This window comes from Poseidonibacter lekithochrous (assembly GCF_018861145.1).
GTDB classification, from domain to species: Bacteria; Campylobacterota; Campylobacteria; order Campylobacterales; family Arcobacteraceae; genus Poseidonibacter; species Poseidonibacter lekithochrous_A.
Genome location: NZ_JAHKQT010000038.1, coordinates 21,188 through 46,835 on the forward strand (window position 1 = coordinate 21,188; position 25,648 = coordinate 46,835).

23 protein-coding genes and 1 other RNA gene are annotated in these 25,648 nt (G+C 27.6%); 16 read left to right on the forward strand and 8 right to left on the reverse strand.

What is annotated here, in order from left to right:
• Positions 1-95: 95 nt before the first annotated feature.
• Both KO488_RS12905 and ssrA read right to left on the reverse strand, forming a co-directional pair.
• Positions 96-1,337, reverse strand: coding sequence for a tyrosine-type recombinase/integrase (locus tag KO488_RS12905; protein WP_216059224.1), 1,242 nt, complete (start codon positions 1,335-1,337; stop codon positions 96-98).
• Positions 1,338-1,524: 187 nt separating this feature from the next.
• Positions 1,525-1,914: a transfer-messenger RNA gene (ssrA, locus tag KO488_RS12910) on the reverse strand.
• 80 nt (positions 1,915-1,994) lie between these two features.
• Between ssrA and KO488_RS12915 the strand changes: the two genes are divergently transcribed.
• The 5 genes from KO488_RS12915 (at position 1,995) to ppk2 (KO488_RS12935) (ending at position 6,586) form a co-directional block, all read left to right on the forward strand.
• Positions 1,995-3,203 (forward strand): saccharopine dehydrogenase family protein, encoded by a 1,209-nt coding sequence (locus tag KO488_RS12915; RefSeq protein ID WP_216059225.1) that lies wholly within the window; start codon positions 1,995-1,997, stop codon positions 3,201-3,203.
• A gap of 102 nt (positions 3,204-3,305) precedes the next feature.
• Entirely contained in the window at positions 3,306-3,473 is a 168-nt protein-coding gene (gene rd / locus KO488_RS12920; protein WP_216059226.1) for a rubredoxin, read from the forward strand.
• The gene (nspC, locus tag KO488_RS12925; protein WP_216059227.1) at positions 3,460-4,614 is read left to right on the forward strand and encodes a carboxynorspermidine decarboxylase; all 1,155 of its coding nucleotides are present in this window, start codon (positions 3,460-3,462) and stop codon (positions 4,612-4,614) included. The genes rd and nspC overlap by 14 nt, the downstream gene beginning before the upstream one ends.
• Positions 4,615-4,628: 14 nt before the next feature.
• Positions 4,629-5,453, forward strand: a complete 825-nt coding sequence (ppk2, locus tag KO488_RS12930; protein ID WP_216059228.1) for a polyphosphate kinase 2 — start codon at positions 4,629-4,631, stop codon at positions 5,451-5,453.
• A gap of 2 nt (positions 5,454-5,455) precedes the next feature.
• Positions 5,456-6,586: a polyphosphate kinase 2 gene (gene ppk2 / locus KO488_RS12935; protein WP_216059229.1), complete on the forward strand. Its 1,131-nt coding sequence runs from the start codon at positions 5,456-5,458 to the stop codon at positions 6,584-6,586.
• Positions 6,587-6,612: 26 nt separating this feature from the next.
• On the opposite strand, the gene KO488_RS12940 is transcribed toward ppk2 (KO488_RS12935), so the two are convergent.
• From KO488_RS12940 to KO488_RS12950, 3 genes are all read right to left on the reverse strand, one after another.
• On the reverse strand, positions 6,613-8,766 hold the full coding sequence (locus tag KO488_RS12940) for a TRAP transporter permease (RefSeq protein WP_216059230.1): 2,154 nt from the start codon (positions 8,764-8,766) through the stop codon (positions 6,613-6,615).
• A gap of 119 nt (positions 8,767-8,885) precedes the next feature.
• Positions 8,886-9,833 carry a TAXI family TRAP transporter solute-binding subunit gene (locus KO488_RS12945; protein WP_216059231.1) on the reverse strand — a complete coding sequence of 316 codons (948 nt, stop codon included), beginning with the start codon at positions 9,831-9,833 and terminating at the stop codon, positions 8,886-8,888.
• Between the two features lie 77 nt (positions 9,834-9,910).
• Entirely contained in the window at positions 9,911-11,617 is a 1,707-nt protein-coding gene (locus KO488_RS12950) for a VWA domain-containing protein (protein WP_216059232.1), read from the reverse strand.
• Positions 11,618-11,707: 90 nt separating this feature from the next.
• Here KO488_RS12950 and tig point away from each other — a divergent pair, with 90 nt between their 5' ends.
• From tig to def, 3 genes are read left to right on the forward strand one after another with little or no spacing between them, the layout of a single operon-like run.
• Positions 11,708-13,009: a trigger factor gene (gene tig, locus KO488_RS12955; protein WP_216059233.1), complete on the forward strand. Its 1,302-nt coding sequence runs from the start codon at positions 11,708-11,710 to the stop codon at positions 13,007-13,009.
• Between the two features lie 16 nt (positions 13,010-13,025).
• A complete protein-coding gene (gene clpP, locus KO488_RS12960; RefSeq protein ID WP_216059234.1) occupies positions 13,026-13,610 on the forward strand; it encodes an ATP-dependent Clp endopeptidase proteolytic subunit ClpP in 585 nt (194 codons plus the stop codon).
• 8 nt (positions 13,611-13,618) lie between these two features.
• Complete coding sequence (gene def / locus KO488_RS12965) at positions 13,619-14,137, forward strand: peptide deformylase (protein WP_216059235.1); 519 nt, start codon at positions 13,619-13,621, stop codon at positions 14,135-14,137.
• Positions 14,138-14,157: 20 nt separating this feature from the next.
• On the opposite strand, the gene KO488_RS12970 is transcribed toward def, so the two are convergent.
• Positions 14,158-14,535 (reverse strand): hypothetical protein, encoded by a 378-nt coding sequence (locus KO488_RS12970; protein WP_216059236.1) that lies wholly within the window; start codon positions 14,533-14,535, stop codon positions 14,158-14,160.
• Between the two features lie 197 nt (positions 14,536-14,732).
• Here KO488_RS12970 and KO488_RS12975 point away from each other — a divergent pair, with 197 nt between their 5' ends.
• The 7 genes from KO488_RS12975 to folE all read left to right on the forward strand — a co-directional run bounded on the left by KO488_RS12975 (position 14,733) and on the right by folE (position 21,972).
• Positions 14,733-16,244, forward strand: coding sequence for a YifB family Mg chelatase-like AAA ATPase (locus KO488_RS12975; protein ID WP_216059237.1), 1,512 nt, complete (start codon positions 14,733-14,735; stop codon positions 16,242-16,244).
• A 78-nt stretch (positions 16,245-16,322) separates the two neighbouring features.
• Complete coding sequence (era, locus tag KO488_RS12980) at positions 16,323-17,207, forward strand: GTPase Era (protein ID WP_216059238.1); 885 nt, start codon at positions 16,323-16,325, stop codon at positions 17,205-17,207.
• Between the two features lie 114 nt (positions 17,208-17,321).
• Positions 17,322-18,203 carry a hypothetical protein gene (locus tag KO488_RS12985; protein WP_216059239.1) on the forward strand — a complete coding sequence of 294 codons (882 nt, stop codon included), beginning with the start codon at positions 17,322-17,324 and terminating at the stop codon, positions 18,201-18,203.
• Complete coding sequence (locus tag KO488_RS12990; RefSeq protein ID WP_216059240.1) at positions 18,187-18,837, forward strand: hypothetical protein; 651 nt, start codon at positions 18,187-18,189, stop codon at positions 18,835-18,837. The genes KO488_RS12985 and KO488_RS12990 overlap by 17 nt, the downstream gene beginning before the upstream one ends.
• Complete coding sequence (locus KO488_RS12995) at positions 18,830-20,194, forward strand: GspE/PulE family protein (RefSeq protein ID WP_216059241.1); 1,365 nt, start codon at positions 18,830-18,832, stop codon at positions 20,192-20,194. Before KO488_RS12990 ends, KO488_RS12995 begins: the two co-directional genes overlap by 8 nt.
• The gene (locus KO488_RS13000; protein ID WP_216059242.1) at positions 20,194-21,387 is read left to right on the forward strand and encodes a type II secretion system F family protein; all 1,194 of its coding nucleotides are present in this window, start codon (positions 20,194-20,196) and stop codon (positions 21,385-21,387) included. Before KO488_RS12995 ends, KO488_RS13000 begins: the two co-directional genes overlap by 1 nt.
• A gap of 12 nt (positions 21,388-21,399) precedes the next feature.
• Positions 21,400-21,972, forward strand: coding sequence for a GTP cyclohydrolase I FolE (gene folE, locus KO488_RS13005; RefSeq protein ID WP_216059243.1), 573 nt, complete (start codon positions 21,400-21,402; stop codon positions 21,970-21,972).
• A gap of 25 nt (positions 21,973-21,997) precedes the next feature.
• Here folE and mgtE read toward each other — a convergent pair whose 3' ends face one another.
• A complete protein-coding gene (gene mgtE, locus KO488_RS13010; RefSeq protein WP_216059244.1) occupies positions 21,998-23,350 on the reverse strand; it encodes a magnesium transporter in 1,353 nt (450 codons plus the stop codon).
• A 10-nt stretch (positions 23,351-23,360) separates the two neighbouring features.
• A complete protein-coding gene (locus tag KO488_RS13015) occupies positions 23,361-24,548 on the reverse strand; it encodes a peptidoglycan DD-metalloendopeptidase family protein (protein ID WP_216059245.1) in 1,188 nt (395 codons plus the stop codon).
• A 79-nt stretch (positions 24,549-24,627) separates the two neighbouring features.
• Here KO488_RS13015 and KO488_RS13020 point away from each other — a divergent pair, with 79 nt between their 5' ends.
• Entirely contained in the window at positions 24,628-25,590 is a 963-nt protein-coding gene (locus KO488_RS13020; protein WP_228319178.1) for a L,D-transpeptidase family protein, read from the forward strand.
• Positions 25,591-25,648 lie beyond the last annotated feature (58 nt).

Consider the following 25,648-nt stretch of genomic DNA (forward strand, 5'->3'; position numbering starts at 1 on the left):
AAACCTTACCAAATATTATTTAATTTATTATAACAAAATAATATTTTAGTTAACTTCAAGATAGATATAGATAAATTAAGGGTTACTATTTTAATCTAAGTATTGGTAGATAAATAATTCTTCAAGTTTTTTAAATAATTAGCATACCACTTAATTAAACTTCTCATACTATCTTTATATGAAGCACGATTATACGCCTCTTTAACTTTATTAGATTCTTTATGTGAAAGTAAAGCTTCAATAACTTCTCCACTATATCCATGTTCTTCCATATTCTCATAGGCAATAGTTGAAAACATAGCTCTAAAACTATGAGGTACAAACTCTTCTTTTGTATATCCCATTCTTCTTAATGCTCCAATAAGAGTATTATCACTCATTGGTTTATCTTTTGCTCTAAAGCTTGGAAATACATATTGACCATTTCCTGTAAATTGTTTTACTTCTTCTAGTATTTCTATTACTTGATTTGGAAGTGGAAGTATAAATTCTATTTTAGTTTTCATTTTTGAAGCTGGTATTATCCATTCTTTTTTTACTAAGTCTATTTCAAACCATTCACAATGTCTAATGTTATAACTTCGTACAAATACATAAGGAAGCATTTTTAAAGCCATCTTTGTAGTGTAATCTCCTGAGTATTCATCAATAGCTAAAAGTAATCCTTTTATATCTTTTTCTTTTGTGAAAGTAGGGTAGTGTTTCTTTTCCCTTTTACCTAAGATATTCTTTTGTTCTATGTCTGCTACTATATTATGAGGAACATATTCTAAAGTTACTGCATACTTATATATTTTATTGATAATCATAAATACTCTACTCGCTGTATCTTGTAAATCTCTTTCTTTTAGTATTTTAAGTATTTCAATTAAATCTAATCTTGTTACATCTTCTATTGGTTTATCTTTCATATATTTATATACATAGTTTTCTAATGCACGACCTAATTTTATATGATAATTTTCTGATACTTCTGTTTGATAGTTTTCATGCCATTCTTGAGAAACTTTATAAAATGTATTTTCTTTTTTCTTTTCTACTTTTTGGATTTCTTCTTTTTTTTGTTTCTTTTGTTCATTTGGATCTATATCCTTTGCAATTAAAGATTTAAGTTCTTCTCTTTTTGCTCTTACATCTTTTAGAGATAAACTTGGATACGTTCCTAATGCAATAACTTTTTCTTTATTATTGAATCTATATTTCAATCTCCATCTTTTCCCACCAGTTTTTGCAACTAATAAAAAAAGTCCTCCACCATCAAAAAGCTTATAATCTTTTTCTTTAGCTTTTGCAGTTTTTACTTGTGTAGCTGTTAGTGGTAGGGTACTTTTTGCCATTTGTTAATTCCTTATGGGGTACTTTTTTTAAATCGTATAGGGAATTTTATCATGATGCCCCTAAAAGGTACCCCAAAAGTTATAGATTTGATAGTATTAGCTTAGACTGTGTTGGTAGATAAAGTGGCTATATAGCCTATATATTGGTGTCTAGATAGACTTTATAAGATTTGTTTGAATTATATTTTGGTGGAGATGTCCGGGATTGAACCGGAGTCTTAAAACATATCCGCATAGCGTCTACATGTTTAGAAGAGGTCGATTAATTTCACTTTTTATAAGCTCAACCTGCAAGGCTTATAGAAGCTAAGATTTGGAATGTCTCTTCAAAGGGCAATCAACTCTTCAAAGATAAGCTATTGGGGTGAGCCCATTTAAATCTACCTATATAGCATCAGTAGAATGAGCCTCCTAGTCTCGACCCAATTAAGGGGAGTCTAAATTAAAACTTACGCTGCTGCGTAAGCTGGAGAATAATTGTTATTATTTGCGTTTAAAAATTATGAACCGTGTAACGGCATGTTCAGGCCGACATGCAACTAAGCTTCAATGCTCTAATCGAAGCCAAATCATCCCCATATATTTGTTCGCAACTTTAACAAATATTTACTTAAAAGATAATATAATCATTATAATAAAAAACATAAGAGGTCAAAAATGACAAATTCAAATACTGGTATCCTAATAATAGGTGCAGGTGGTGTTAGTAGGGTAGCAACTGTTAAGTGTGCGATGAATATCGATACATTTGAAAAGATTACATTAGCATCTAGAACAATTACAAAATGTGAATCAATTAGAGATGACATAAAGAAAAATCAAAATGTTAATATCAATGTTGCATCTGTTGATGCTAATGATGTACCAGCACTTGTTAAATTAATAGAGCAAGTAAGCCCTAGAGTTGTTTTAAATGTGGCTTTACCTTATCAAGATTTAACAATCATGGATGCTTGTACTCAAGCAGGTGTTGATTATGTTGATACAGCAAACTATGAACATCCAGATGAGGCGAAATTTGAATATAAACTTCAATGGGCAAAACAAGAACAATTTGAAAAAGCTGGTGTAAAAGCTCTTTTAGGTTCTGGGTTTGATCCTGGAGTTACAGGTGTATTTTGTGCTTATGCCCAACAAAACTTATTTGATGAAATAAACTATATTGATATTATGGATTGTAATGCAGGGGATCATGGTTATCCTTTTGCTACAAACTTTAATCCTGAGATAAATTTGCGAGAAGTATCTGCAAAAGGTAGATATTGGGAAGAGGGTAAATGGATTGAAACTGAACCTTTAGAAATAAAAGTTGAACATAATTATCCAGAAGTTGGTGTAAAACCTTCTTATCTTTTATATCATGAAGAGTTAGAGTCTTTATGTAAAAATATTAAAGGTTTAAAAAGAATTAGATTCTTTATGACATTTGGAGATTCATACATTCAACATATGAGATGTTTAGAAAATGTAGGGATGTTAGGTATAAAAGAAGTAGAGCATAAAGGTCAAAAGATTATTCCTATTGAATTTTTAGCTACATTATTACCAGATCCTGCATCACTTGGACCTCGTACAGTTGGTAAGACAAATATCGGTTGTATTATAAGTGGAATTAAAGATGGGAAAAAGAAAAAAGTTTATATCTATAATATCTGTGACCATGAAGAGTGTTATAAAGAAACAGGGGCACAAGCTGTTTCCTATACTACAGGAGTTCCTGCAATGATTGGAACGAAGATGATTTATAAAGGTATTTGGGATGGAAAAGGTGTATTTAATATCGAAGAGTTTGATGCTAAGCCATTTATGGATGAGTTAATGACTCAAGGGTTACCTTGGAAGATATTAGAATTACCAGCTGATTAGGTAAAAGTAAAGTAAGTTTAAATTATAAAACTAGTTTTAGAATAAAGTATTTTTAAAACTAAAAAACTTGTATAATATTTTATAAAACATTAGGAGAAAATAATGCAAAAATATATATGTACAGTGTGTGATTATATTTACGACCCAGCTATTGGTGATCCTGATTCAGGAATTGAACCAGGAACAGCATTTGAAAATATACCAGATGATTGGGAGTGTCCAGATTGTGGTGTAACAAAAGAGGATTTTGAGCCATTTGAAGAAAAATAAAAATAATGAAATAGTAAATAGTTTTGAGAAGTTACCAAGTCCTAGTTTTGTATGTGAACAGGACTTATTAGAAAATAATTTAAAATTATTAAAAAAAATACAAGAGGAAGCAGATGTAAATATCCTTTTAGCTTTAAAAGGTTTTGCATTATATTCAACATTTGATTTATGTAGAAAATACTTAAAAGGATGTTGTGCTTCAGGACTTCACGAAGCAATACTTGCTAAGGAAGAGTTTGGTGGAGAAGTTCATACTTATTCACCTGCTTTTAAAGATGAAGAAATAGATGAAATCATAGAGCTTTCAAATCATTTAGTTTTTAACTCTTTTAATCAATTAAATCAATTTAGAGAAAAAGCTTTAGGAAAAACTTCAATTGGACTTAGAATAAATCCTGAGTATTCAAGTGTTGAGGTTGATTTATATAATCCTTGTGCGGTTAATTCTAGACTTGGAATTACAAAAGAAAATTTTCAAGAAGATAATCTTAAAGGAGTTGAAGGATTACACTTTCATGCTCTTTGTGAACAGAATGTAGATGCTTTAGAAGGAGCCCTTGCAGCTTTTGAAAAAAACTTCTCGCAATATTTTGAAAACTTAAAATGGGTAAATTTTGGTGGTGGACATCATATTACAAGAAATGATTATGATGTTGAGGGTTTGATAAAACTATTAAAAGAATTTAAAAAAAGATATCCACATCTAAAAGTATTTTTAGAACCAGGCGAAGCAGTAGGTTGGCAAACAGGTTATTTAGTAGCAAGTGTTTTGGATGTTATTAAAAATGGAATGAATCTAGCTATTTTAGATACTTCAGCAGAAGCACATATGCCAGATACTCTTGCAATGCCATATCGAGCAGATATTAGAAATGCAGGAAATGCAAATGAAAAAGAGTTTACTTATAGATTAGGTGGAAATACTTGTTTAGCGGGTGATATTATCGGAGATTATTCTTTTGATAAGCCTTTAGAAGTAGGAGATAAAATCATTTTAGAAGATATGATACATTATACGATGGTAAAAACTACAACTTTCAATGGTATTAAATTACCTTCTGTTGTAATAAAAGTATCGGATGATTGTTATCAAATTGTAAACAATTTTGGATATAATGAGTATATAAGCAGACTTTCATAAAGGATTAATTGGCAATGGTAAAAAAGAAAAAGAAAGCAAGAAAAGTTCAAGTTTGGGTTAAAAAAGAGACCTTAGAGTACGAAAAAGAACTAAGAAAAATGCAAATTGAGTTATTAAAGTTCCAAAATCATGTAAAAGATAAGGGTTTAAAAGTTTTAATGATTTTTGAAGGTAGAGATGCTGCTGGAAAGGGTGGAACTATTAAAAGAATTACTGAACATTTAAATCCTAGGGGTGCTAGAGTAGTTGCTTTAGAGAAGCCAAGTGATAGAGAAACTTCTCAATGGTACTTTCAACGATATACTCAATATTTACCAAGTGCTGGGGAAATTGTTTTATTTGACAGGTCATGGTATAACAGAGCTGGTGTTGAGCCAGTAATGGGATTTTGTACTAAAACAGAACATCATGAATTTTTAAAAGAAGTTCCAGAATTTGAGCAAATGCTTGTAAAATCTGGAATTATTTTAATGAAGTTTTATTTTTCTGTATCAAAAAAAGAACAAGCTAAAAGATTCAAAAAAAGAGAAGTAGATCCACTTAAGCAGTATAAGCTTTCGCCAGTAGACAAAGAGTCTCAGAAATTATGGGATAAATATACTATTGCTAAATTTTCTATGTTAATGGCTTCGAATACTGATATGTCTCCTTGGACTGTAATTAAAAGTGACGATAAAAAACAAGCTAGATTAAACTGTATGAAGTATATTCTATCACATGTTGAATATCCAAATCAAATTGATCCTTCATATATACAAACTGATGATCGTATTTTAACAACAGGTACTCAAGAGATTGAAAATATGGAACAAGAAAATAAATTTGCAAGGTCTCGCTAATTATGAATTTAAGTGATTTTGAAAGAACAAACCATAGTGGATTATATATTTCAAAAGCTGCTCATCCAACTTTTGGAAAAAAATATATAGCAAGATTTCAATATGAAAAGAAAAGATATGTAAAGGTATTAGGTTATACAAAAAAAGATAAGCTAACAAAAAAAGCTGCATTAGATTTAATGCAAAAATTCAAAGATTCAATAATGGTAAATAAAAAAGTAACACAGCCTATTAAAAATAACATAGTAAATGAGAGTGTCAATAGCTCTGATAATGAAGAACTTAATAAATTAATAGAAGAAAACAAGAGTTTAATATCAATTTTAGGCGATTATAAAAAACTAAATGAAGATATTTTAAAAGAAGGTATTCAAAAGATTTATGATCTAGAAGAGCTTAAGAAATATCAAATTGAACTAATTAAGTTACAAAATTATTTAGAATCAAATAGTAAAAGAATGATTGTTATTTTTGAAGGAAGAGATGCTTCTGGAAAAGGTGGTGCAATTAGACGAATGACTAGATATATGAATAATAAGCATTATAGAGTTGTAGCACTTGGGAAACCTACTGAAACACAACGAACACAATGGTTCTTTCAGCGATATATCGAACATTTTCCAAGAGGTGGAGAAATAGTACTATTTGATAGATCTTGGTATAACAGAGCTATGGTTGAACCTATTTTTGGCTTTTGTACTAAAGAAGAACATGAAATCTTTATGGAAGATGTTGTAAATTTTGAGCAAGATTTAGTAAGACAAGGAATGATTCTAATCAAACTTTATTTTTCTGTTTCAAAAGAAGAACAAAAAAGAAGATTTGATAGAAGAATTGAAGATCCATTAAGACAATGGAAGTTTTCAGAAGTTGATATGCAAGCACAAGACTTATGGGATGAATTCTCTGAAAAGAAATATGAAATGCTAAGACGTACAACTTCAAGAAGCGCACCTTGGAATATTGTAAGAAGTGATGATAAGCATAAAGCTAGACTTGAAGCTATGAAGATAATTTTAAATTCGGTTGATTATGATGGAAGAAATTATTCACTTGATTATGAACCAAATGAAGCTGTAAATATTTCAGTTCAAAAAGAACTACTTCAAATGAGAAAATCTAAAAACTATTAGTTTTTAGATTTTACTCTTTTTTATTTTTAGTAAACTAATCCTAAATTTTTCATTCTTGCTTTTTGTGATAGGTAAATAGCTACATATATACCTAATCCAATTACATAAGACACATACTCATGTGGTAAATGTAACCACTCTTGAGCAATATTTGGAACTAACATAAAAGGTACAATTAAGAAAAATGCAAATCTCTCAATTATGCTTGTTTTCATCATAAAGTAACTTTGTGTTGCACTAGAGAATGCGAACATTCCAATTACAGCCATTGTAAATATAAGTGCTATTTCAGCAGGATTTGTAATCCATTGCCATAATGCTGGATTATCAGGATCATTAGCATCTACACCATCGATTAATAATAATTTGTTATTAAAGAAAAATGCAAATGGCAAAATAGCGGTTCTGATATCATAAGCAAAACCTTGAACACCTGTCTTTATTGGATCAGATTTTGCAATCCCAGCTGCGGCATATGCCGCAATACCAACAGGTGGGGTGTCATCGGCTAGAATACCAAAGTAAAATACAAAAAGGTGAGCGGCGATTGTAGGAATTAAGAATCCATTATCAGCTGCTAGTGAAATAATAATAGGTGCTGTTAAACTTGCCATAATAATGTAGTTAGCTGTTGTAGGCAGTCCCATTCCAAGAATTAGAGAAATGATTCCTGTAAATAATAAAATAGCTAAGATATAACCACCTGAAAGCTCTTCAATTACTTCAATTAAAACTTGACCAATACCTGTTAATGTTACAGATCCTACAACAATACCAGCAACACCAGTTGCAATTGCAATAGGAACCATATTTTTAGCACCATTTACCATACCAATAGCAATATCTTCAAAACCTTCTAAGAAAACTCTTTTTGTAAGTTTTTCTTTTCTTAATATTGCACCAATTGGTTTTTGAGTAACCATAATTAACATCATAAATTGAATTGCACTAAGAGCAGCACTTTGAGCTGACTCTTGTAATACTATTAGTGTATAAATCAAGAAGAAAATAGGAATGATATAATGAATACCTTGTTTAAAGATATCCCAAACACGCGCTAATTTACTTGGTTCTTCACCTTCTAATCCTAATTTTAATGCTTCTAAATGAACTATATAAAATAGTGCAAAATAAGAAACAAAAGCAGGAATAAATGCAGCCATTACAACATCAGTATATGCAAGTCCTAAAAATTCTGCAATAATAAATGCTGCTGCTCCCATAATTGGAGGCATAAGTTGTCCATTTGTAGAAGCGGCAACTTCAACAGCGGCTGCTTTATGTGCTGGGAATCCTAACCTTTTCATTAAAGGAATAGTAAAAGTTCCTGTTGTTACTGTATTTGCAATAGATGAACCTGAAATAATACCTGTAAGTCCTGATGCGGCAACAGATGCTTTAGCAGGTCCTCCTCTATATTTCCCTAAAGCCGCATAAGCCATATTAATAAAGTAATCACCAGCACCAGCACGTTCAAGTAGTGCTCCAAAAAGTACAAATAAGAAAACAAATCCAGCTGAAACTCCTAATGGAACACCAAAAATACCTTCAGTTGTTAAATACATTTGTGAAGAAAGTTTTGTTAAACTCGCACCTTTATGTGCAATTAAATCCGGCATATATTGACCAAAGTAGTCATATAATAAGAAACAAATTGCAATAACTGAAAGTGCCATACCTAAAGCACGTCGTGAAGCTTCAAGTAAGATTACTATTGTTATAAGTCCTATTACTACATCTCTTTGAAGATATGCTCCTGCACGCATTGATAAGCCAGTATAATCGTAATAAACATATAATGCACCAATAGCACCAACTATAGCAAAAGCAAAAGCATGCCATGGTATTTTGTATTTTAATATTCGTGATTTATACATTGGGTACATCATAAAACATAATACAATTGCAAATGCTAAATGCACAGATCTTACAAATGCACCATTTGTTGGTACAAAAGCTACGTAAAGTTGGTATGAAGACCAAAGAAACGCAACTATTCCTATTAGCCAAAATTCCCAGTTTGTTTTATCAAAAGATCTTTGACCTTCTAAATCTGCAATTAATTCCTCTTCATTAGAGTGTATCTCTTTTGATTCTGGGATATGCTTTCTATTATCTTTATCCTCAAGATGACAAAGAAGTTCTTCTTCTCTATTACTTAAGTCTACTTCATGTTTCATATGAATCCTTTTGGTTATTAGATATTAAAAAAAATTATTATAATGTAGTCTTTTTAAATATCTTAAAAAAAAAGGTTAAAGAGTATTCTCTTTAACCTTTTGACAAAAAATAGCGGGTCTTATAAAAGACCTGCTTCTTTAAATGCTTTTTTTGCACCTTCATGTTGAGGAACAGATAAACCATCTAATAATGATTTTTTAGTAATAGTTTTATAAGCTGGGTGAAGTTTTTTGAAATCTTCAAAGTTATCTAAAATTGCTTTTGTTACAACATAAACAGCTTTATTATCTAGTGCAGTACTAGAAACTAAAACAGCTTTAACACCAATACTTGGTACATCAGTAGTTACACCTTTATAGAAAGTTCCAGATATAGTACCTTTTGCATAGTATGGATACTTTTTAACTAATTTATCAATTTGTTCACCATCAATTGGTACAATATTGATATCTACAGAGTTTGATGCATCTTTGATATTTGCAGTTGGGTGACCAAACATACCAAAGTAACCATCAATTTTTTTATCTTTTAACATATTTGGACCTTCAGTAGATTTTAATTCACTTTTTAAATCTAATGAAGAATCTTTTACTCCAAATGCATCCATAACAATTTCAGTTGTCATTCTTGTACCTGAACCTGGAACATCAATATTGATTTTTTTACCTTTCATATCTGTAATAGAATTGATATTACTATCTTTTCTAGCAACAAATGCAAGTAATTCAGGATAAATAGCAATAACAGATCTTAAATCTTTATTTGGTTTACCTGTGAATTTTCCTTGACCATTATATGCTTGATATGCAGTATCACTTTGAGAAATACCAAAATCAAGTTCACCTGCTTTAATAGTATTTACATTATATACAGATCCACCAGTTGATTCAACAGTACATCTAATTCCTGTTTCTTTTTTCAGTTTGTTTACCATTCTACAAACTGCACCACCTGTTGGATAATATGTTCCTGTAACTCCACCTGTACCAATTGTAATAAATTGAGCAGCCATTGCTGGAATACTTAAGGCACCTACTAATGTTAAACTTAATACACTTTTTTTCATATATTCTCCTTTTTTTTAGTAATAAATGATATAAAAAAATGTATTAAATGTACCTTTTTTATGAAACTTTTATGTAATTACCAAGGGTTTTCTAGTGTATTTGTCTCTTTTTTGCTTTCCATTTTCTTCATTAATGAGTTGGTTTTTTGGTTTTCTAATTGTTTTAGCCATTTTTGTTCTTCTAAATCTGATATCTCATGTGGTTTAGCAGGTTTTAAATTTTTTTGTTCTTTTTTATCTTGACTTTTATTTTTTTGTTTGTTTTCTTCTTTCTTTTTATCTTCCTTGTTGTTATCTTCCTTGTTTTTTTCTGATTCTTTTTTTTCAGTATTTTTATTCTTATCTTTTGATTCTTTATTGTTCTTTTTATCTTTTTTATCTTTATTTTCTTCTTTTTTCTTATCGAGGGCTTTATTAACTAAATCTAAGTTTTCTTTTGTTTGTTTATCATTTTTTAATTTTAATGCATTTTCATAAGCGGTCTTTGCTTTTTCTAGATTTCCTGCTTTTACATAAGAATTCCCTAGATTATGAAGTTTTTGAAAATCAAAATTTTTGTCATTTGTTTGAATTTCTTTATACTTTTTAATAGCCTTTTTATATTTTCCCTCTTTATATAATGAGTTAGCAAGATTATATTTTGTTTGTTCATTTTGTTCTAAACTTGAATATTTTTTTATAGCTTCTTTATAGTTTTCAGTTTTATAAGCTTTATTCGCTTCTTCAATAGTCTTAAAATCAAAGATTGAAGCTTGGAGTTGATTTATATTTAAAGATATAAAAACTGCAAAAATACTTATAATGGTTTTTTTCTTTCTAGTTTTAAAAGTAGGCAAAGAAGAAAAAGCAATAAGTAAGAAAATAAGTCCTAATGATAAAGGATAGTAAAATAGTTCAGTATATGTTTTAAATCTTTTTTCTTTAAACTCTTGTTTTTGAGATTTTGAATTTATATCAGTTAAAACCTGTGTAATATCATTTGAATCTAATGAGTAGTTAATATATCCACCATTTGTTTCCATACTTAAAGTTTTGATATGTTCATTTAATCCTAAAGTCACAATATTCCCCTTTGCATCAACTAAATAGTTTCCGTCTTTTAGTTTAATTGCAGAGCCTTTTTTAGTTGCTGTTGCAATTACATATATATTGATATTGTTTTTATTTGCAAATTCAATTTCTTCATTAAACTCTTTTTTATCTGCTCCGTCACTTAAAAGAATGAGATTTTTACTTTTATAATTTTTAAGTAGTTTATTTGTAGTTTCTAATGTTGAATAAATATTTGTACCATTATCAAAATTTATTCCTGTATCTAAATTCTCAATTAATATTTTAAGTGAAGTAAAATCCTGTGTTACAGGTGAAAGTAAAAAAGAAGACTTTGCAAATAGGATTACTCCTAGTGCATTATTTTTAGATGTATCAATTATATCTAAGAGTTTTTTCTTAGCAAATTCTAATCTATTAGGATATATGTCATTTGCCATCATTGATTTTGAAACATCAATTGCTATTACAACTGCATTTAATTGTTGTTTTGAATCATGTGTTTTCTCATTTGTAACAGGCCTTGCAAGAGATATAGTTATTAATAATAAAGCAATAAATAAAGTTATGTTTCTTGCTTTGTTTGAAAAGTATTGACTTGAAACACTTAATTTATCAAGAACTTCTTTTGAAAAATACTTATCAAATGTATTCTTTTTTTTGATAATTAAAATCATTAATATTATTGAAGGTATTAGCATTAAATATATAACATTTATGTATAAAAATTGCAATTGAAAACTCCTTGGAAATGTATTTTATTAAAGCTTTATTAATTTTTAGATAAAATCACGATTAAAATTATAACAATCGGAGTAAATTTGATGGAATTTAACGCAAAAAAAGTTGACGAAGCAAATGCAGTTATATCTGCAACAATCGCAAAAGAGACAATTGAAAAGAACTTAGATAAAGTAGCAAAAGAAGCTGCAAAAACTATGGATATCCAAGGTTTTAGAAAAGGTAAAGTTCCTGTTGCTGTTGTTAAGCAAAGATATGCTGACAAATTAAGTGAAGACGCTGAAGGTGAAGCATTAAGAGCTGTATTAGCAAATGGTTTAAAAGAATTAAATATTAAAAATGAAGATTTAGTAGGTGAGCCTTCAATTTCTAAATTTGATAAAAAAGAAGATGGTTCAATTGATATTGAAGTATCTGTAGCTTGTAAACCAGTAGTTGACTTAGGTGATTATAAATCATTATTACCAGAAGTTGAAGATAAAGCAGTAGATGCAAAAGAAATTGATGCAAAAATAGAAGAAATGGCTAAACAATCTGCTCCTTTAACTAAAATTGCTAGAAAAAGAATGGTAAAAGATCAAGATCACGCATTAATTGATTTTGAAGGTTTTGTTGATGGTGTTGCATTTGAAGGTGGAAAAGCAGAGAAATTTGCATTACACGTAGGTTCAGGTTCATTTATTCCAGGATTTGAAGATCAAGTTATTGGTATGAAATATGACGAGCAAAAAGACATCACTGTTACTTTCCCAGAAGAGTACCAAGCAAAAGAATTAGCTGGTAAAGAAGCTGTATTTAAAGTAACTTTACACGAAATTCAAGAAAAAGCTGCTGCTGAAATTAATGACGAATTTGCTGCTAAAATGTTACAAGGTGAAGAAAATGCAACTGTTGAAACATTAAAAGAAAAATTAGAAGAGCAAATGAAAGCTGAAGCTAAAAATAAATATTATAGAGAAGAATTAAAACCTGCATATTTAGAAACTTTAGTTGAAAAAGTAACTTTTGCATTACCTACAACTATAGTTGATCAAGAAATTAATCAAGCTTTAAATAACAAAGCTAGAACTATGAGTGAAGATGAAATCAAAGTTTTACAAGAAGATGCTTCTAAAGTTGAAGAATTAAGAGAAGAATTAAGAGCAGATGCTGAAAATTCAGTAAAAGCTACATTTATCGTTGATGCATTAGCAAAAGCTGAAAGTGTTGATGTAAGTGATCAAGAAGTTTCACAAGTATTATACTATGAAGCAATGCAAATGGGACAAAATCCTCAAGATGTTTTAAAACAATATCAAGAAGCAGGATACTTACCAGCAATTAAAATGTCAATGATTGAAGAAAAAGTTATTACTAAATTATTAGACGAAAAATTAGGAAAATAAACCTTTAGGATAAACAATGAGTTATATACCATACGTAGTTGAAAAAAGCGGAAGAGGAGAGAGATCTTACGATATCTACTCTAGACTTCTAAAAGATAGAATCATTATGTTAAGTGGAGAAGTAAATGATCAAGTAGCATCAACAATTGTTGCTCAATTACTTTTCTTAGAAGCAGAAGATCCAGATAAAGATATCTACCTTTATATAAACTCTCCAGGTGGAGTAATTACTAGTGGAATGTCTATATATGACACTATGAATTATATTAAACCTGATGTTTGTACTATTTGTATAGGACAAGCAGCTTCTATGGGTGCTTTTCTTTTATCAGCAGGAGTTAAAGGTAAGAGATATTCTCTTCCTAACTCTAGAATTATGATTCACCAACCATCAGGTGGTGCTCAAGGGCAATCAACTGATATTCAAATTCAAGCAAAAGAGATTCAAAGAATGAAAGATAGTTTAAATGCAATGATTGCAGAACAAACTGGACAAAGTGTTGAAACTATTGCTAATGATACAGAAAGAGATAACTTTATGAGTGCAACTGAAGCGTGTGCTTATGGTCTTATTGATGAAGTTATTACTAAACATAAGTAGATTTTAAAATGCTTAGAGAAGTTATAACTTATCCAAATAAACTACTTCGATTAAAATCAGAAGATGTAGTGGAGTTCAATTCAGAACTTCACACTCTTTTAGATGATATGTATGAAACCATGATTGACCATGCTGGTGTTGGACTTGCAGCTATTCAGGTAGGAATTCCTTTAAATGTTTTAATAATTTGTTTACCAAATGAAGAAGATACTCAAAGTAGAGAGAATTTAATAGAAGCTATTAATCCAGTTATCACGCATAAAGATGGTGAGCAAGTTTTTACAGAAGGATGTTTAAGTGTTCCTGGTTTTACTGAGGATGTTACAAGAGCTCAACATATTATTGTTGAATACTATAACCGAGACGGTGAAAAACAAACAATGGAAACAGATGATTTTCTAGCAGTTGCTTGGCAACATGAAATGGAACATTTAAGTGGTCATTTGTTTATTGAACATTTATCTTTTATGAAAAGAAAGAAATTTGAAAAAGAGTGGAAAAAAAGACTAAAAGAACAGAAAAAATAAATTAATATTTTTTCTGATTTTTAAATTATCTGCAGTTTATTAGACACATTATATATCATTGATAATAGTAATGCATTTACTAATATCCAAACTCCCCAGAAAAATATAGCTTCAAATTTTGTAATGAATAAATCTTTATGTAAATATGGACAAGATTTATATGCTACTACTAAATAGAAAATTACACCAAAAGCAAAAAATATTTCATTCATTGATGAGATAATAATAAGTAAAAATGATAGAAATGGCAAAAATACACTTAATGCAAAAAACTTACCATATTTGGGTCTTTTTGTACTTTCATTAAAATATCCAACAGTATGACCACATTTAGGGCATACAGTTCCAAGTCTTTCTAATATTTGGTTTTCACACTCAGGACATGAAATTAATTTCATATATAATACTCCGTAAATTAAAATTGAATTTATAAAGTATATTTATACCTTTTTGTAGATTGTATTGATATTAAAAAGAGTAAACATAGATATAAAATTAAAAAAGAATAAATATGAGTAGCATTTTATTATAATATGAATTATTATTATATTAAATAATTAGATATAATGAATGATATTATTAAAAAAGGATTTCTTTGAAAATCATAAATTCAGCCTCATTAGATGGAATAGATGCCTTAAGCATATGTGTAGAATCATCTTTTACAAAAGGTTTACCTTCATTTACAATTGTTGGCTTAATATCAACAAGTATTCAAGAATCAAAAGATAGAGTAAAATCTGCATTATTAATGAATGATTATAAATTCCCACCTTTAAAAATAACAGTAAATCTATCTCCTTCTGATATCAAAAAAAAAGGTACACATTTTGATTTAGCAATTGCTTTACAACTTGCTTTATATGATATAAAAAAAGATGTATTTGCAGGATTTTATGTATTTGGCGAGTTAGGGCTTGATGGAAGTATTAAAGATACAAGCACTATTTTTCCTTTAGTTTTATCTCTTGCTAAAAATAGTAAAAATATGAAAGTGTTAGTATGTGAAGATAGTGCAAAAAAGATATCAAATATACCAAATATTGAAATATTTGTTGTTAAAAATATTAGTGATGCAATAGATTTTTTTAATACAGAAGTAAAAGATAAATTTAAATATATATCTAATGAATTAAGCAGTAAAAATATTAAAATAGGTAATCAAACATATTATTATGAAGATTCATATTTAGATGATTTTTCTGATGTTTTAGGACAAGATAATGCAAAGTTTGCTGCTTTAATATGTGCTGCTGGCAACCATAATCTAATGTTTGAAGGTAGTCCTGGCTGCGGCAAGAGTATGATTAGTAAAAGAATTAGATATATTCTTCCTCCTATGAGTTTAGATGAAATATTGGAAAAAGCAAAACTACAATCTTTAGATTATAAAAATATAGAGTTTTCAGCTTTAAGAGTATTTAGAAGTCCTCATCATAGTTCTACAAAATCATCTATTTTTGGAGGAGGAAGTAGCAATGCCAAGGTGGGAGAAATAGCACTTAGCAATAATGGTGTTCTGTTTTTTGACGAATTGCCGCACTTCTCAAAATCAATTTTAGAAGCTCTTAGAGAGCCTTTAGAAGATAATAAAATATTAATTTCAAGAGTAAATAGTAAAACTGAATATGAAACTAAATTTATCTTTATTTCTTCAATGAATCCATGCCCTTGTGGTAATCTTCTATCAAGCATAAAACCTTGTAGATGCAATGATGCTGAAATCCAAAGATATAAAAATAGATTATCAGAACCCTTCTTGGATAGAATTGATTTATATGTTGTTATGAATGACACATTAAATGACTCTAAAAATATTGTTTCTTCAACTGAATTACATAAAAATGTTTTAAGTGCTTTTGTAAAGCAAAAGATGCGTGGACAAATAGAATTAAATGGTAAATTATCAGATGTTGATATCAAAAAATATTGTCTTTTAGATGATGAGTCAAATATTTTATTTGAAAATGCAAAAATAAATTATCAATTATCTTTTAGAAGTATAAATAAAGTTTTAAAAGTTGCAAGAACGATTGCTGATTTAAACAATAATGAAACTATTACAAAAGATGATTTATTGAAGAGTTTAAGCTTTAGGCGTAGATAAAATCAATTTAAGCCTTTATAATCACAATCATGCTATTATCCAAATAATTAAAAAAGCTTTAAAGCTTGAGGAGAATTAATGACTAAATGTGGTTATGTATCAGTAGTAGGTCGACCTAATGCTGGAAAAAGTTCGTTACTAAATTGGTTAGTTGGTGAAAAAATTGCAATGGTTTCACATAAGGCGAATGCTACAAGAAAAAGATCAAATATTATTGTTATGCATGAAGATGATCAAATTGTATTTGTTGATACACCAGGAATTCATGAAACAGAAAAACTTATAAATAAGTTTATGTTAGATGAAGCGTTAAAAGCTATGGGTGATTGTGATTTAATTCTATTTTTAGCACCTGTTACTGATAAACTTACACATTATGAAGATTTTTTAGTAAAAAACAAAAAGAATATAAATCATATTTTGCTACTTACTAAAATTGATAATGTGTCAAATGAAGAAGTTTTAGCAAAAATGAAAGAATATGAAATTCATGCTGATAAATATCAATCTATTATTCCTGTATCCATTAAAAAAGCTACAACTCATGCAAATATTTTAGATGATGTTGTTAAACATTTACCAGAACATCCTTATTTATTTGACCCAGAAATTTTAACAACTGAACATATGAGAGATATCTTTAAAGAGTTTATTAGAGAAGCAATTTTTGAAAATATTTCAGATGAAATTCCTTATGAAACAGATGTTTTAATAAATAAAGTAGAAGAGAAGCCAAAAATTGATGTAATCAAAGCTACTATTATTGTTCAAAAAGGAACACAAAAGGGTATGATTATTGGAAAAAATGCAGATGCTATTAAAAGAATTGGTAGAGATGCAAGACTTAAAATAGAAAAACTTACAGGAAGAAAATGTTTCTTAGAACTTTTTGTTTCAGTTAAAAAAGGTTGGACTAAAGATAAACAAGGTCTTAAAGAACTTGGTTATGATGTAACATTCTAAAGAGAACTCTCTCTTTAGATAGAAAACTTAAAAAAATAAACTAATATAAAATCTTAATAAATATATCTATAAATTATTATAAAGTGTAAGTAAATATTATTAAAATGGTTTTATATGAAAGATATTGCTTTACCTTCAGATATAAAAAGTATAATTGTTGATGTTTCTGAAGAGATTCAAAAGAAAAATCTTTTAAATTTTGTATATACTTCTTTAGATCTTAATAATATTGATTACTCATCAAATGACATAATATATTCTAACTTTTTAGAACACTCAAAGCAGTATCAATTTTTTATTTTTTCTAATAATTTTAAATATATGATAATAGAATTGTTAGATGATGAACATTCAGAAGATTCATCAAATAGTTTTAGATTATATATAGCAAAAAACTTTTTTGTTATATATAAAGACTCAAAACTCTATGCATATCAAACTTTAAATCAAGAATATTCAAAAGATGAATTATTAAATTTTATAAGTAAAAGTTTTAATATTACAATTTCTGATATTAATGAAATTAGTGATTCAAGTTTGATTAAACTTAGTGAATATACAGAAAATAAAAATCAAATGTTTACTAATATAAATAAAAAAAACAATAAAAGTTTTCTTCTTTTTCTTTCTTACTTGCTTTTTTGTATTCTTAGTACGGTACTTTACAAGACTTATGATAATAAAAGTTTTCAAAATGATAAATTAGAAAGAAATAAAGCCTTAAAAAATGAACATCTTAAAATATCTAAAACGTTAAAGTTTAAGCCTTTTAATACTCGCTATAAAAGATTGATAAATACTGCGAATAAATTTAATCTAAAAATTCTTTCCCTTGATTATAATCCTGAAGTTACAAATATTAAATTAAGTACAAAAAAGAAAGAGAGTATATATTTATTTTTAAATGAATATCAAAAGAGTTTATTAGGAAATAGTATTGTAAAAGTTGATTCAAAAAATATATTTATTGGTACGATTAATGTTAAGTCAAATTGAAAATAGCTTCTTAAAAAGTGAAGCAAAAGTTAAATTACAACTTTTTATACTACCAATTATTTGTATCTATTTTTATTTTTATTTTTTTAATAAGAATGATTTAGTTCAGAGTAAAAGTAGTAGTTTAAATACTATTAATAGTTTATTAACTAAGAAATTTAATGGTTCTTATTTATCATTAACCAAAGATATTGAAGCTTTTTGTTTATTAGAAAAAATTAAGCTTAATTCTATAGATTATAATGAAAAAAAACTTTTAATAAAAGGCAAAACTTCATTATCAAAGATTAATAAATTAATATTAAAGCTTGAATATATCAATAACTTCTCAAAAATAAACTCTTTGAGTATTGAAAAGATAATAAATAAGAATCAATATATATTTCAAATAAGTAGTGAATTTAAAAAATATCATATTAAAGAAAAAATAGTAAGTATAGAAAAAGTGAAGAAAAAAAATGTTGATAAGTTTAAACTAAAAGCTATTATCTCAAATCATGTGTTATTAAATAATAAATGGTATGTATTGAATGATAAAATAGGAAAATATAAGATTCAAAAGATTGAAAAGAATCTAGTAGTTTTAAAGTATAAAGACAAAAATATAAATTTGAGGCTAAATAAAAATGAATAATACAAATAATATATTAATTGATTATGATTTATTTTTTATATATACTAAAGAGTATTTTCTTAAAAATAAAATTATACCAATAAAAGAAGATGATATTTCTTTAGATTTGTTAGTGTGTAAAGAATCAAATTTAAATAGTGTAAATACTGATTTTAACAAGGTATTAAAATATACTGAGGTTGATACAAATGATTTACTTTTTTTTCTTAGTTTTTTAGATATAAAAATTGATTTATATACTAATGCTAAAAGTATTATATCTTTACAAAAAGAGGAAAAGAAATCAGTTGAAAAGTTTCTTCATACTCTAATAAATTTTTCTATTCAAACTAGAACAAGTGATATTCATATTGAAAAATATATAAATACTGTTCTATTTAGGTTTAGAGTTGATGGGAAATTAAAAACTTTTTTTGCTTTTCCTAGTGAATTATTAAAGGTTCTTTCTTCATATGTAAAACTCATTTCAAATATTGATATAACCCAAACAAGATTACCTCAAGACTCTAGATTCTCAGTTTTTATAAACAATGAAACCTATGATTTTAGAGTTTCTACAATGCCTACAATTGAATCGGAATCTATTGTTATTAGAATACTTGATAAGAAAAATATAAATAAAAGTATTGAAGATTTAGGCTTATCTTCAAATATTTACTCTATATTAAAAAAATCTTTAAACTTAACGCAAGGCTTAATTCTTGTTACTGGACCTACTGGAGCTGGTAAGACTACAACTTTATATTCAATTTTACAAGAGTTAAATTCAAGTGAGAAAAAAATTGTTACGGTTGAAGATCCTGTTGAGTATAAGATAGACTCTATTTCTCAAATTGCAGTAAATAATAAAATTGGATTAAGTTTTGAAATAATATTGAGGAATATTTTAAGGCAAGACCCTGATATTATATTTATAGGTGAGATTAGAGATAAACTTTCATTAGATATTGCTTTACAAGCATCATTGACAGGGCATTTAGTACTTGCTAGTATTCATTCAAATAATAGTGTTGAAACAATCTCTAGACTTATGGATTTAGATGCAGATCCTTTTTTAATTTCTTCAAGTTTAAAACTTATACTTTCTCAAAGACTTGTTTTAAACTATTGCAAGTTTTGTGATGCAAAGGGTTGTGAGAAATGTAACTATACAAAATATTATGATAGGTCATGTATTGCTGAAGCAATGAAGATAGATGAAAAGATATCTTCAATGATATTTAAAAAAGAAGATATTAATGATATAAGAAAATATTTAAAGAGTATTGATTTTAAAACTATTCTTGATGATGGAAAGGAAAAGGTTTCTTCAAAAATAACATCAATAGAAGAAGTTTTAAAAGTAGTGAATTTTTAATGAAAAAATATAAAGTTGAATATCAAAGTGATAGTGGAATTAAAAATGTTCTATTTGAGACTAATGATATATCAAAAGAAAAATTGCCCTCAAATATTATAAATATAAAAGAGATAAAGAAGTTAAATAGCGGAAGTTTTTTTCAAACTAAGAAGACAATAAAAGAAAAAGTTCTAATTAATATTTTTTATGAATTAAATTTGATGTTAGAGTCAAATATTACACTAAGTGATGCCTTGGATATTTTAATTAAAAATAGAAAAGATAAGGTAGTCTTAGAGTTTTTACAAACTCTAAAATACTCATTTTCAAGTTCAAAAAAAGTTTCTCAAGAATTATCAAAGTTTAAGATTAATTATTTAGTCGGATCTTTTTTAGATATTTCACAAAGTAGTGGAAATATAGTTGCAAATATAAAAGCATTATCTGAATTACTTATTGAAGCACATGAAATAAAAAAGAGTTTTATAAAATCTATTACTTATCCAATAATTTTAATGATAAGTTTTTTTCTTTCACTTATTTCAATTTTTTATTTTGTAATACCTAAATTTAAAACTATTTTTGAACAAACTAATGCTGAACTTCCTCTCGCTACACAAATGCTTTTAAATGTTCAATATTTATTTGAAAATTATTTAATTATACTTTTGATTATAGTGATTTTTTTAATAAGTTTATTCATTTTTTTCTATAAAAAAGATGAAAATTTTGAATATTTTATTCATAAAATTGCTATAAAGAATATATATTTGATAAAAGATATTTACTTAAATATGCAATTATACAAGCTTTTTTTGTTCTTAGATATTATGTTAAAATCCAAATATGAATTTCATAAGTCGTTAATCTCTTCAAAAGTTTTAATTAAAAACAAATACCTTTTAGATAAAATGTCAATTATTGATAATTTACTACAAAATGGTAAAGGTATTAGTTTCTCTTTTTCAAAAACAGAAATATTTGATGATATTACTTTAAATCTGATTAATACAGGTGAGGTATCTAATTCGTTAGATATAACAGTTTGTGAAATAAAGAAAATATATAAAAATAGGTTTAATGATAAAATTAATTTATTAACAGCCTTAATTGAGCCATTCTTTTTGGTAAGTATTATGAGTTTGATTCTTTGGATTGTACTTGCAGTATTTATGCCAATTTGGGATATGGGTAATATCATAAAAGTTTAAAGGAAATATTTAATGGATAAAAATATAGAGTTTGAAAATTCTATTAAAAAGATGCTTGAGCATGTAGGTGAAGACGCAAGTAGAGAAGGTTTACTTGATACTCCAAGTCGTGTAAGAAAAGCTTTTGAGTTTATGTGTAGTGGTTATACTCAAGACCCTAAAGAGATTTTACAAAAAGCATTATTCACTTCAAGTAATGATGAAATGGTTGTTGTAAAAGATATAGAGTTTTATTCTCAGTGTGAACATCATATGCTACCAATTATTGGAAAAGTGCACGTTGCATATATCCCAAATGGAAAAGTTGTGGGACTTTCAAAAATTCCTAGAGTTATTGATGTGTTTGCAAGACGTTTACAAATTCAAGAACAATTAACAGAGCAAATTTGTGATGCATTAAATGAACACTTACAACCAAAAGGTGTTGCTGTTATGATTGACGCAAGACATATGTGTATGGAAATGAGAGGGGTTCAAAAGATTTGTTCAACGACTGTAACATCTGCATTAAGAGGTTTATTTAAATCAAATAAAAAAACTAAAGATGAATTTTTATCAATAGTTTCTTCTTCTTTACGTAAATAAAAAACTAAGAGTCTCTCTTAGTTTTTTATAAAAGTATAATCTTTGCTAACATTAAGAAACTAAAAAATCCAATTATATCCGTTACTGTTGTTAATAATACAGTACTTCCAATTGCTGGATCAATATCTAGTCTTTTTAGAAGTAGAGGAATCGATGCTCCAAAGAAGCCAGCTGCAAATAGGTTTAGAACCATTGACATTCCAATTACAAGTCCTAATAACTTTTCATCAAACCAAAGCCATGCAATTATTCCCATGATTACAGCAAATAAGAAACCATTAAATAGTGAGATTATAACTTCTTTTTTAACCGCATCTTTAGAGTGTTCTAGCTCAATATCTCCTAAAGCTAACTGTCTTACCATTACGGCTAATGTTTGTGTTCCAGCATTTCCACCCATTGATGCAACAATAGGCATTAAAATTGCAAGTGCTACATATGCTTGAATTGTTTCGTCAAAATAACCAATAACTAAAGAAGCTAAAATAGCAGTTGTAAGATTTAGAAATAGCCACATTGCTCTTTTTTTAGCAGTTGCTAAAAGATTATCTTCATGCTCGAAATCATCATCAACCCCTGCTAATTGATACATTTGCTCCGTTGCATTTTCTTCAATTACATCTAAAATATCATCAGAAGTAATTCTTCCCATAAGCATATCTTGATAGCCTACAACAGCAACAACATTTAAATCATATTTTTCAAACTTCTTTGCAACATTATCTATATCGTCTTTATCTTGAACAACAAAAGGTTTGAATTTATTTTCATCATATTCAGATAAAACTTCCTGATAAGTTTTTTTAAAATCAATAATAATTAAATCTTCAAGTAAAATAGATGCAATTAGTTTTTTATCATCATTAATAATAAATACTTGATGAATATTTTCTAATTCATCTTTTGCTTTACCCTCTGTTAATCTATCAAGGGATTGTTTAATTGTCTCTTTTAAGTTTGCTGAAAAAAGCTCAGTTTGCATATATGAACCAGCTTGATCTTCCTCATACGTTTTAAGCCAGTCAATCTCTTTTTGATCTTCAACTTCTAGACCATCATATATTTCTTTTGCTTTTTCAACATCATGTTCTTCAAGTTCTTGGATTATATCTGTTTGGTCATCAGATTCAAGTTCATCTACTGCATCAGTTAATTGTTTAATTGTAAGTTCAGAATAAGCATCTTCTCTTAAGTTATCAGGAAGTTCTAGTAATACTTCCCCTAATATATCATCAGGTAGTTTTTTAAGTACAGCAAAGAAATCTTCTTCACTATTTTTCTCAATTTTTTTAAGGCTATTTGCAATATCACTGGGATGTAAGTTCTCAAGTTCTTCTAAAAGTTTCTTTGGTTCTTTTATAATTTCATCTTGAGGCATGTGATATTCCTTATAGTTTTTTTACTTCACTTTTATATGTAAGTCTATTTAATTTTGTAGCTTGAGTTCTATTCTCACTTTTCATTTCATCATTAAAGTTGCTTATAATCTTTTTTGCATTAGCAATAAAAGTCGCTTTCTTTTTACCACTTAAGCCATTTGTTTTAGGTCTTTTTATTACTTTCATTGGATCAACAGCTCTTCCGTTTTTATAAAGACCTAAATGTAAGTGAGGTCCAGAGCTAAGTCCTGTAGTACCAACATATCCAATATGTTGACCTTTTTTAACTCTTTGACCTCTTTTAAGACCTTTTTTAAATCCATTTTGATGAGCATATAAAGTTTTATATCCATTATGGTGATTAATGATTATAGTATTTCCATATCCACCTTTACGACCTTTAAATTCTACTTTTCCACCAGCTGCTGCATATATTTTTCTTCCTCTAGGAGCTGCGAAATCTGTTCCTAAATGAGCTCTATATCTTTTTAATACAGGGTGCCATCTTTTTTTTGTAAATACACTTGAAATTCTTTTGTATGTTAAAGGTATCTTAAAAAAGTATGATTTTGTAAAACCTTTTCCTTTTTCATTATAGTATTTATCATCTCTACTATTTTTGATTCTATAGTATTTTTTTCCTCTTATTTCTACCATTGCTGCTTCTAGTTCTGGTAATCCTAAACGTCTTCCTAAAAGACTTTTTTTCTTATATTTTAGTGCAACAAAATCACCTTTTTGCATTTTCCTAAAATCAACAACACCTTTAAATAATGATTTTAATTGTAAAGCTAGAGTAACATCTCCTGTTGCTTGTTGTAAATCATGTGAAACAGAAACACTAATAGGCACTGCGATTGTTTCTGTATATTCTTCATAATTAATAGGAAGTGTTTGAAATTTAAACTGTCCATTACTTTCTTTATAAATATGTAATTGTATATCATCTGAAACAGGAATTAAAACTTGATTAAAGTCACCATTGTCTTCAGTATAAAGATAAAATCTTTTATCAGCAACAATCTCAGAACATAACTCTTTGTCTTCTTTTTCAAGATCAAAATATAGTTTTTGAGGAATTGAATATTTTTCTAAGAAGGTAAGAAAGCTTTCACCTTTAGGCCATGGTAATTCTTGCACTTCTGCAGAATGCAGAAAGTTTAAAAATAAAATAATACTTATTATGATTTTTTTCACTGTTAAATTCACTTTTTATATAGAAATTAGAACAACTATTATACAATTGCACAACTTAAAAAATAATATGGAGAAGCAATTGAGTAAAATCATAATTTTATTAGCTATGGTTATAAATATATTTGCAAGTGATTTAGTAGATTTATATAGACATCAAGGACTAAGTGCTGTTGAGCAACAACTTGAAGAGAGTTTGAAAGATAAAGAATATTGGAACAATTATTTAAAAAATAAAAATGTAGAATTAGGTTATTATGAAACAAAAAAATATATTATCTTAACACAAAAAAAAAGATCTGAATTAGCTTTATATAAAATAAATAATCACCAAACAACTTTAGTTACAAAAAATAATGTTATTGTAGGAGAAAAAGAGGGTGATAAATATTTAGAGGGTGATAAAAAAACACCAGAAGGTGTTTATGATTTAACTAGTAAAAAAACAAGACTTGATCAATTTTATGGTCCTTTCGCTTTAGTTACTTCATATCCAAATACTTTTGATAAATCCTTAGATAAAAAAGGTCATGGTATTTGGATTCATGGTATGCCTTTGGAAAATAGTGAAAGAGAAAAATATACTAGAGGTTGTATTGCTTTAGATAATCCTGAATTAGAAAATCTTGAAAAAAATATAGATTTAGAAAATGCAATCTTATTAACGAGTCAAGATGAATTTCAAAAAGCAAATAAAGAAGAAATCTCATTAGTCCTTTCTTCAATTTACAATTGGAAAGATTCTTGGAAAAGATCTGATATTGATAAATATTTAAAATACTATTCTCCTGAATTTAAAAAATATGATGGAAGTGATTTTAAAAAATTTGCAAAATATAAGAAGCGAATATTTAGAAAGAAAGAGAGAAAAAAAATCCATTTTTCTAATATTAATATAAGTCCTTACCCAAACTCACTAAATAAAAGAATGTTTAAAATAATTATGGATCAAATGTATAAGAGTCCTGCAGTTGATTTTAAAGGGAAAAAAGAACTATTTTTAGAAATAGTAAATAATGAAGTTAAAATTTTAACTGAAGATTAAAAGTAAATTTAACTCTTTTTTTGATATAATCGCCTTAACTATAACAACCATATTTAAG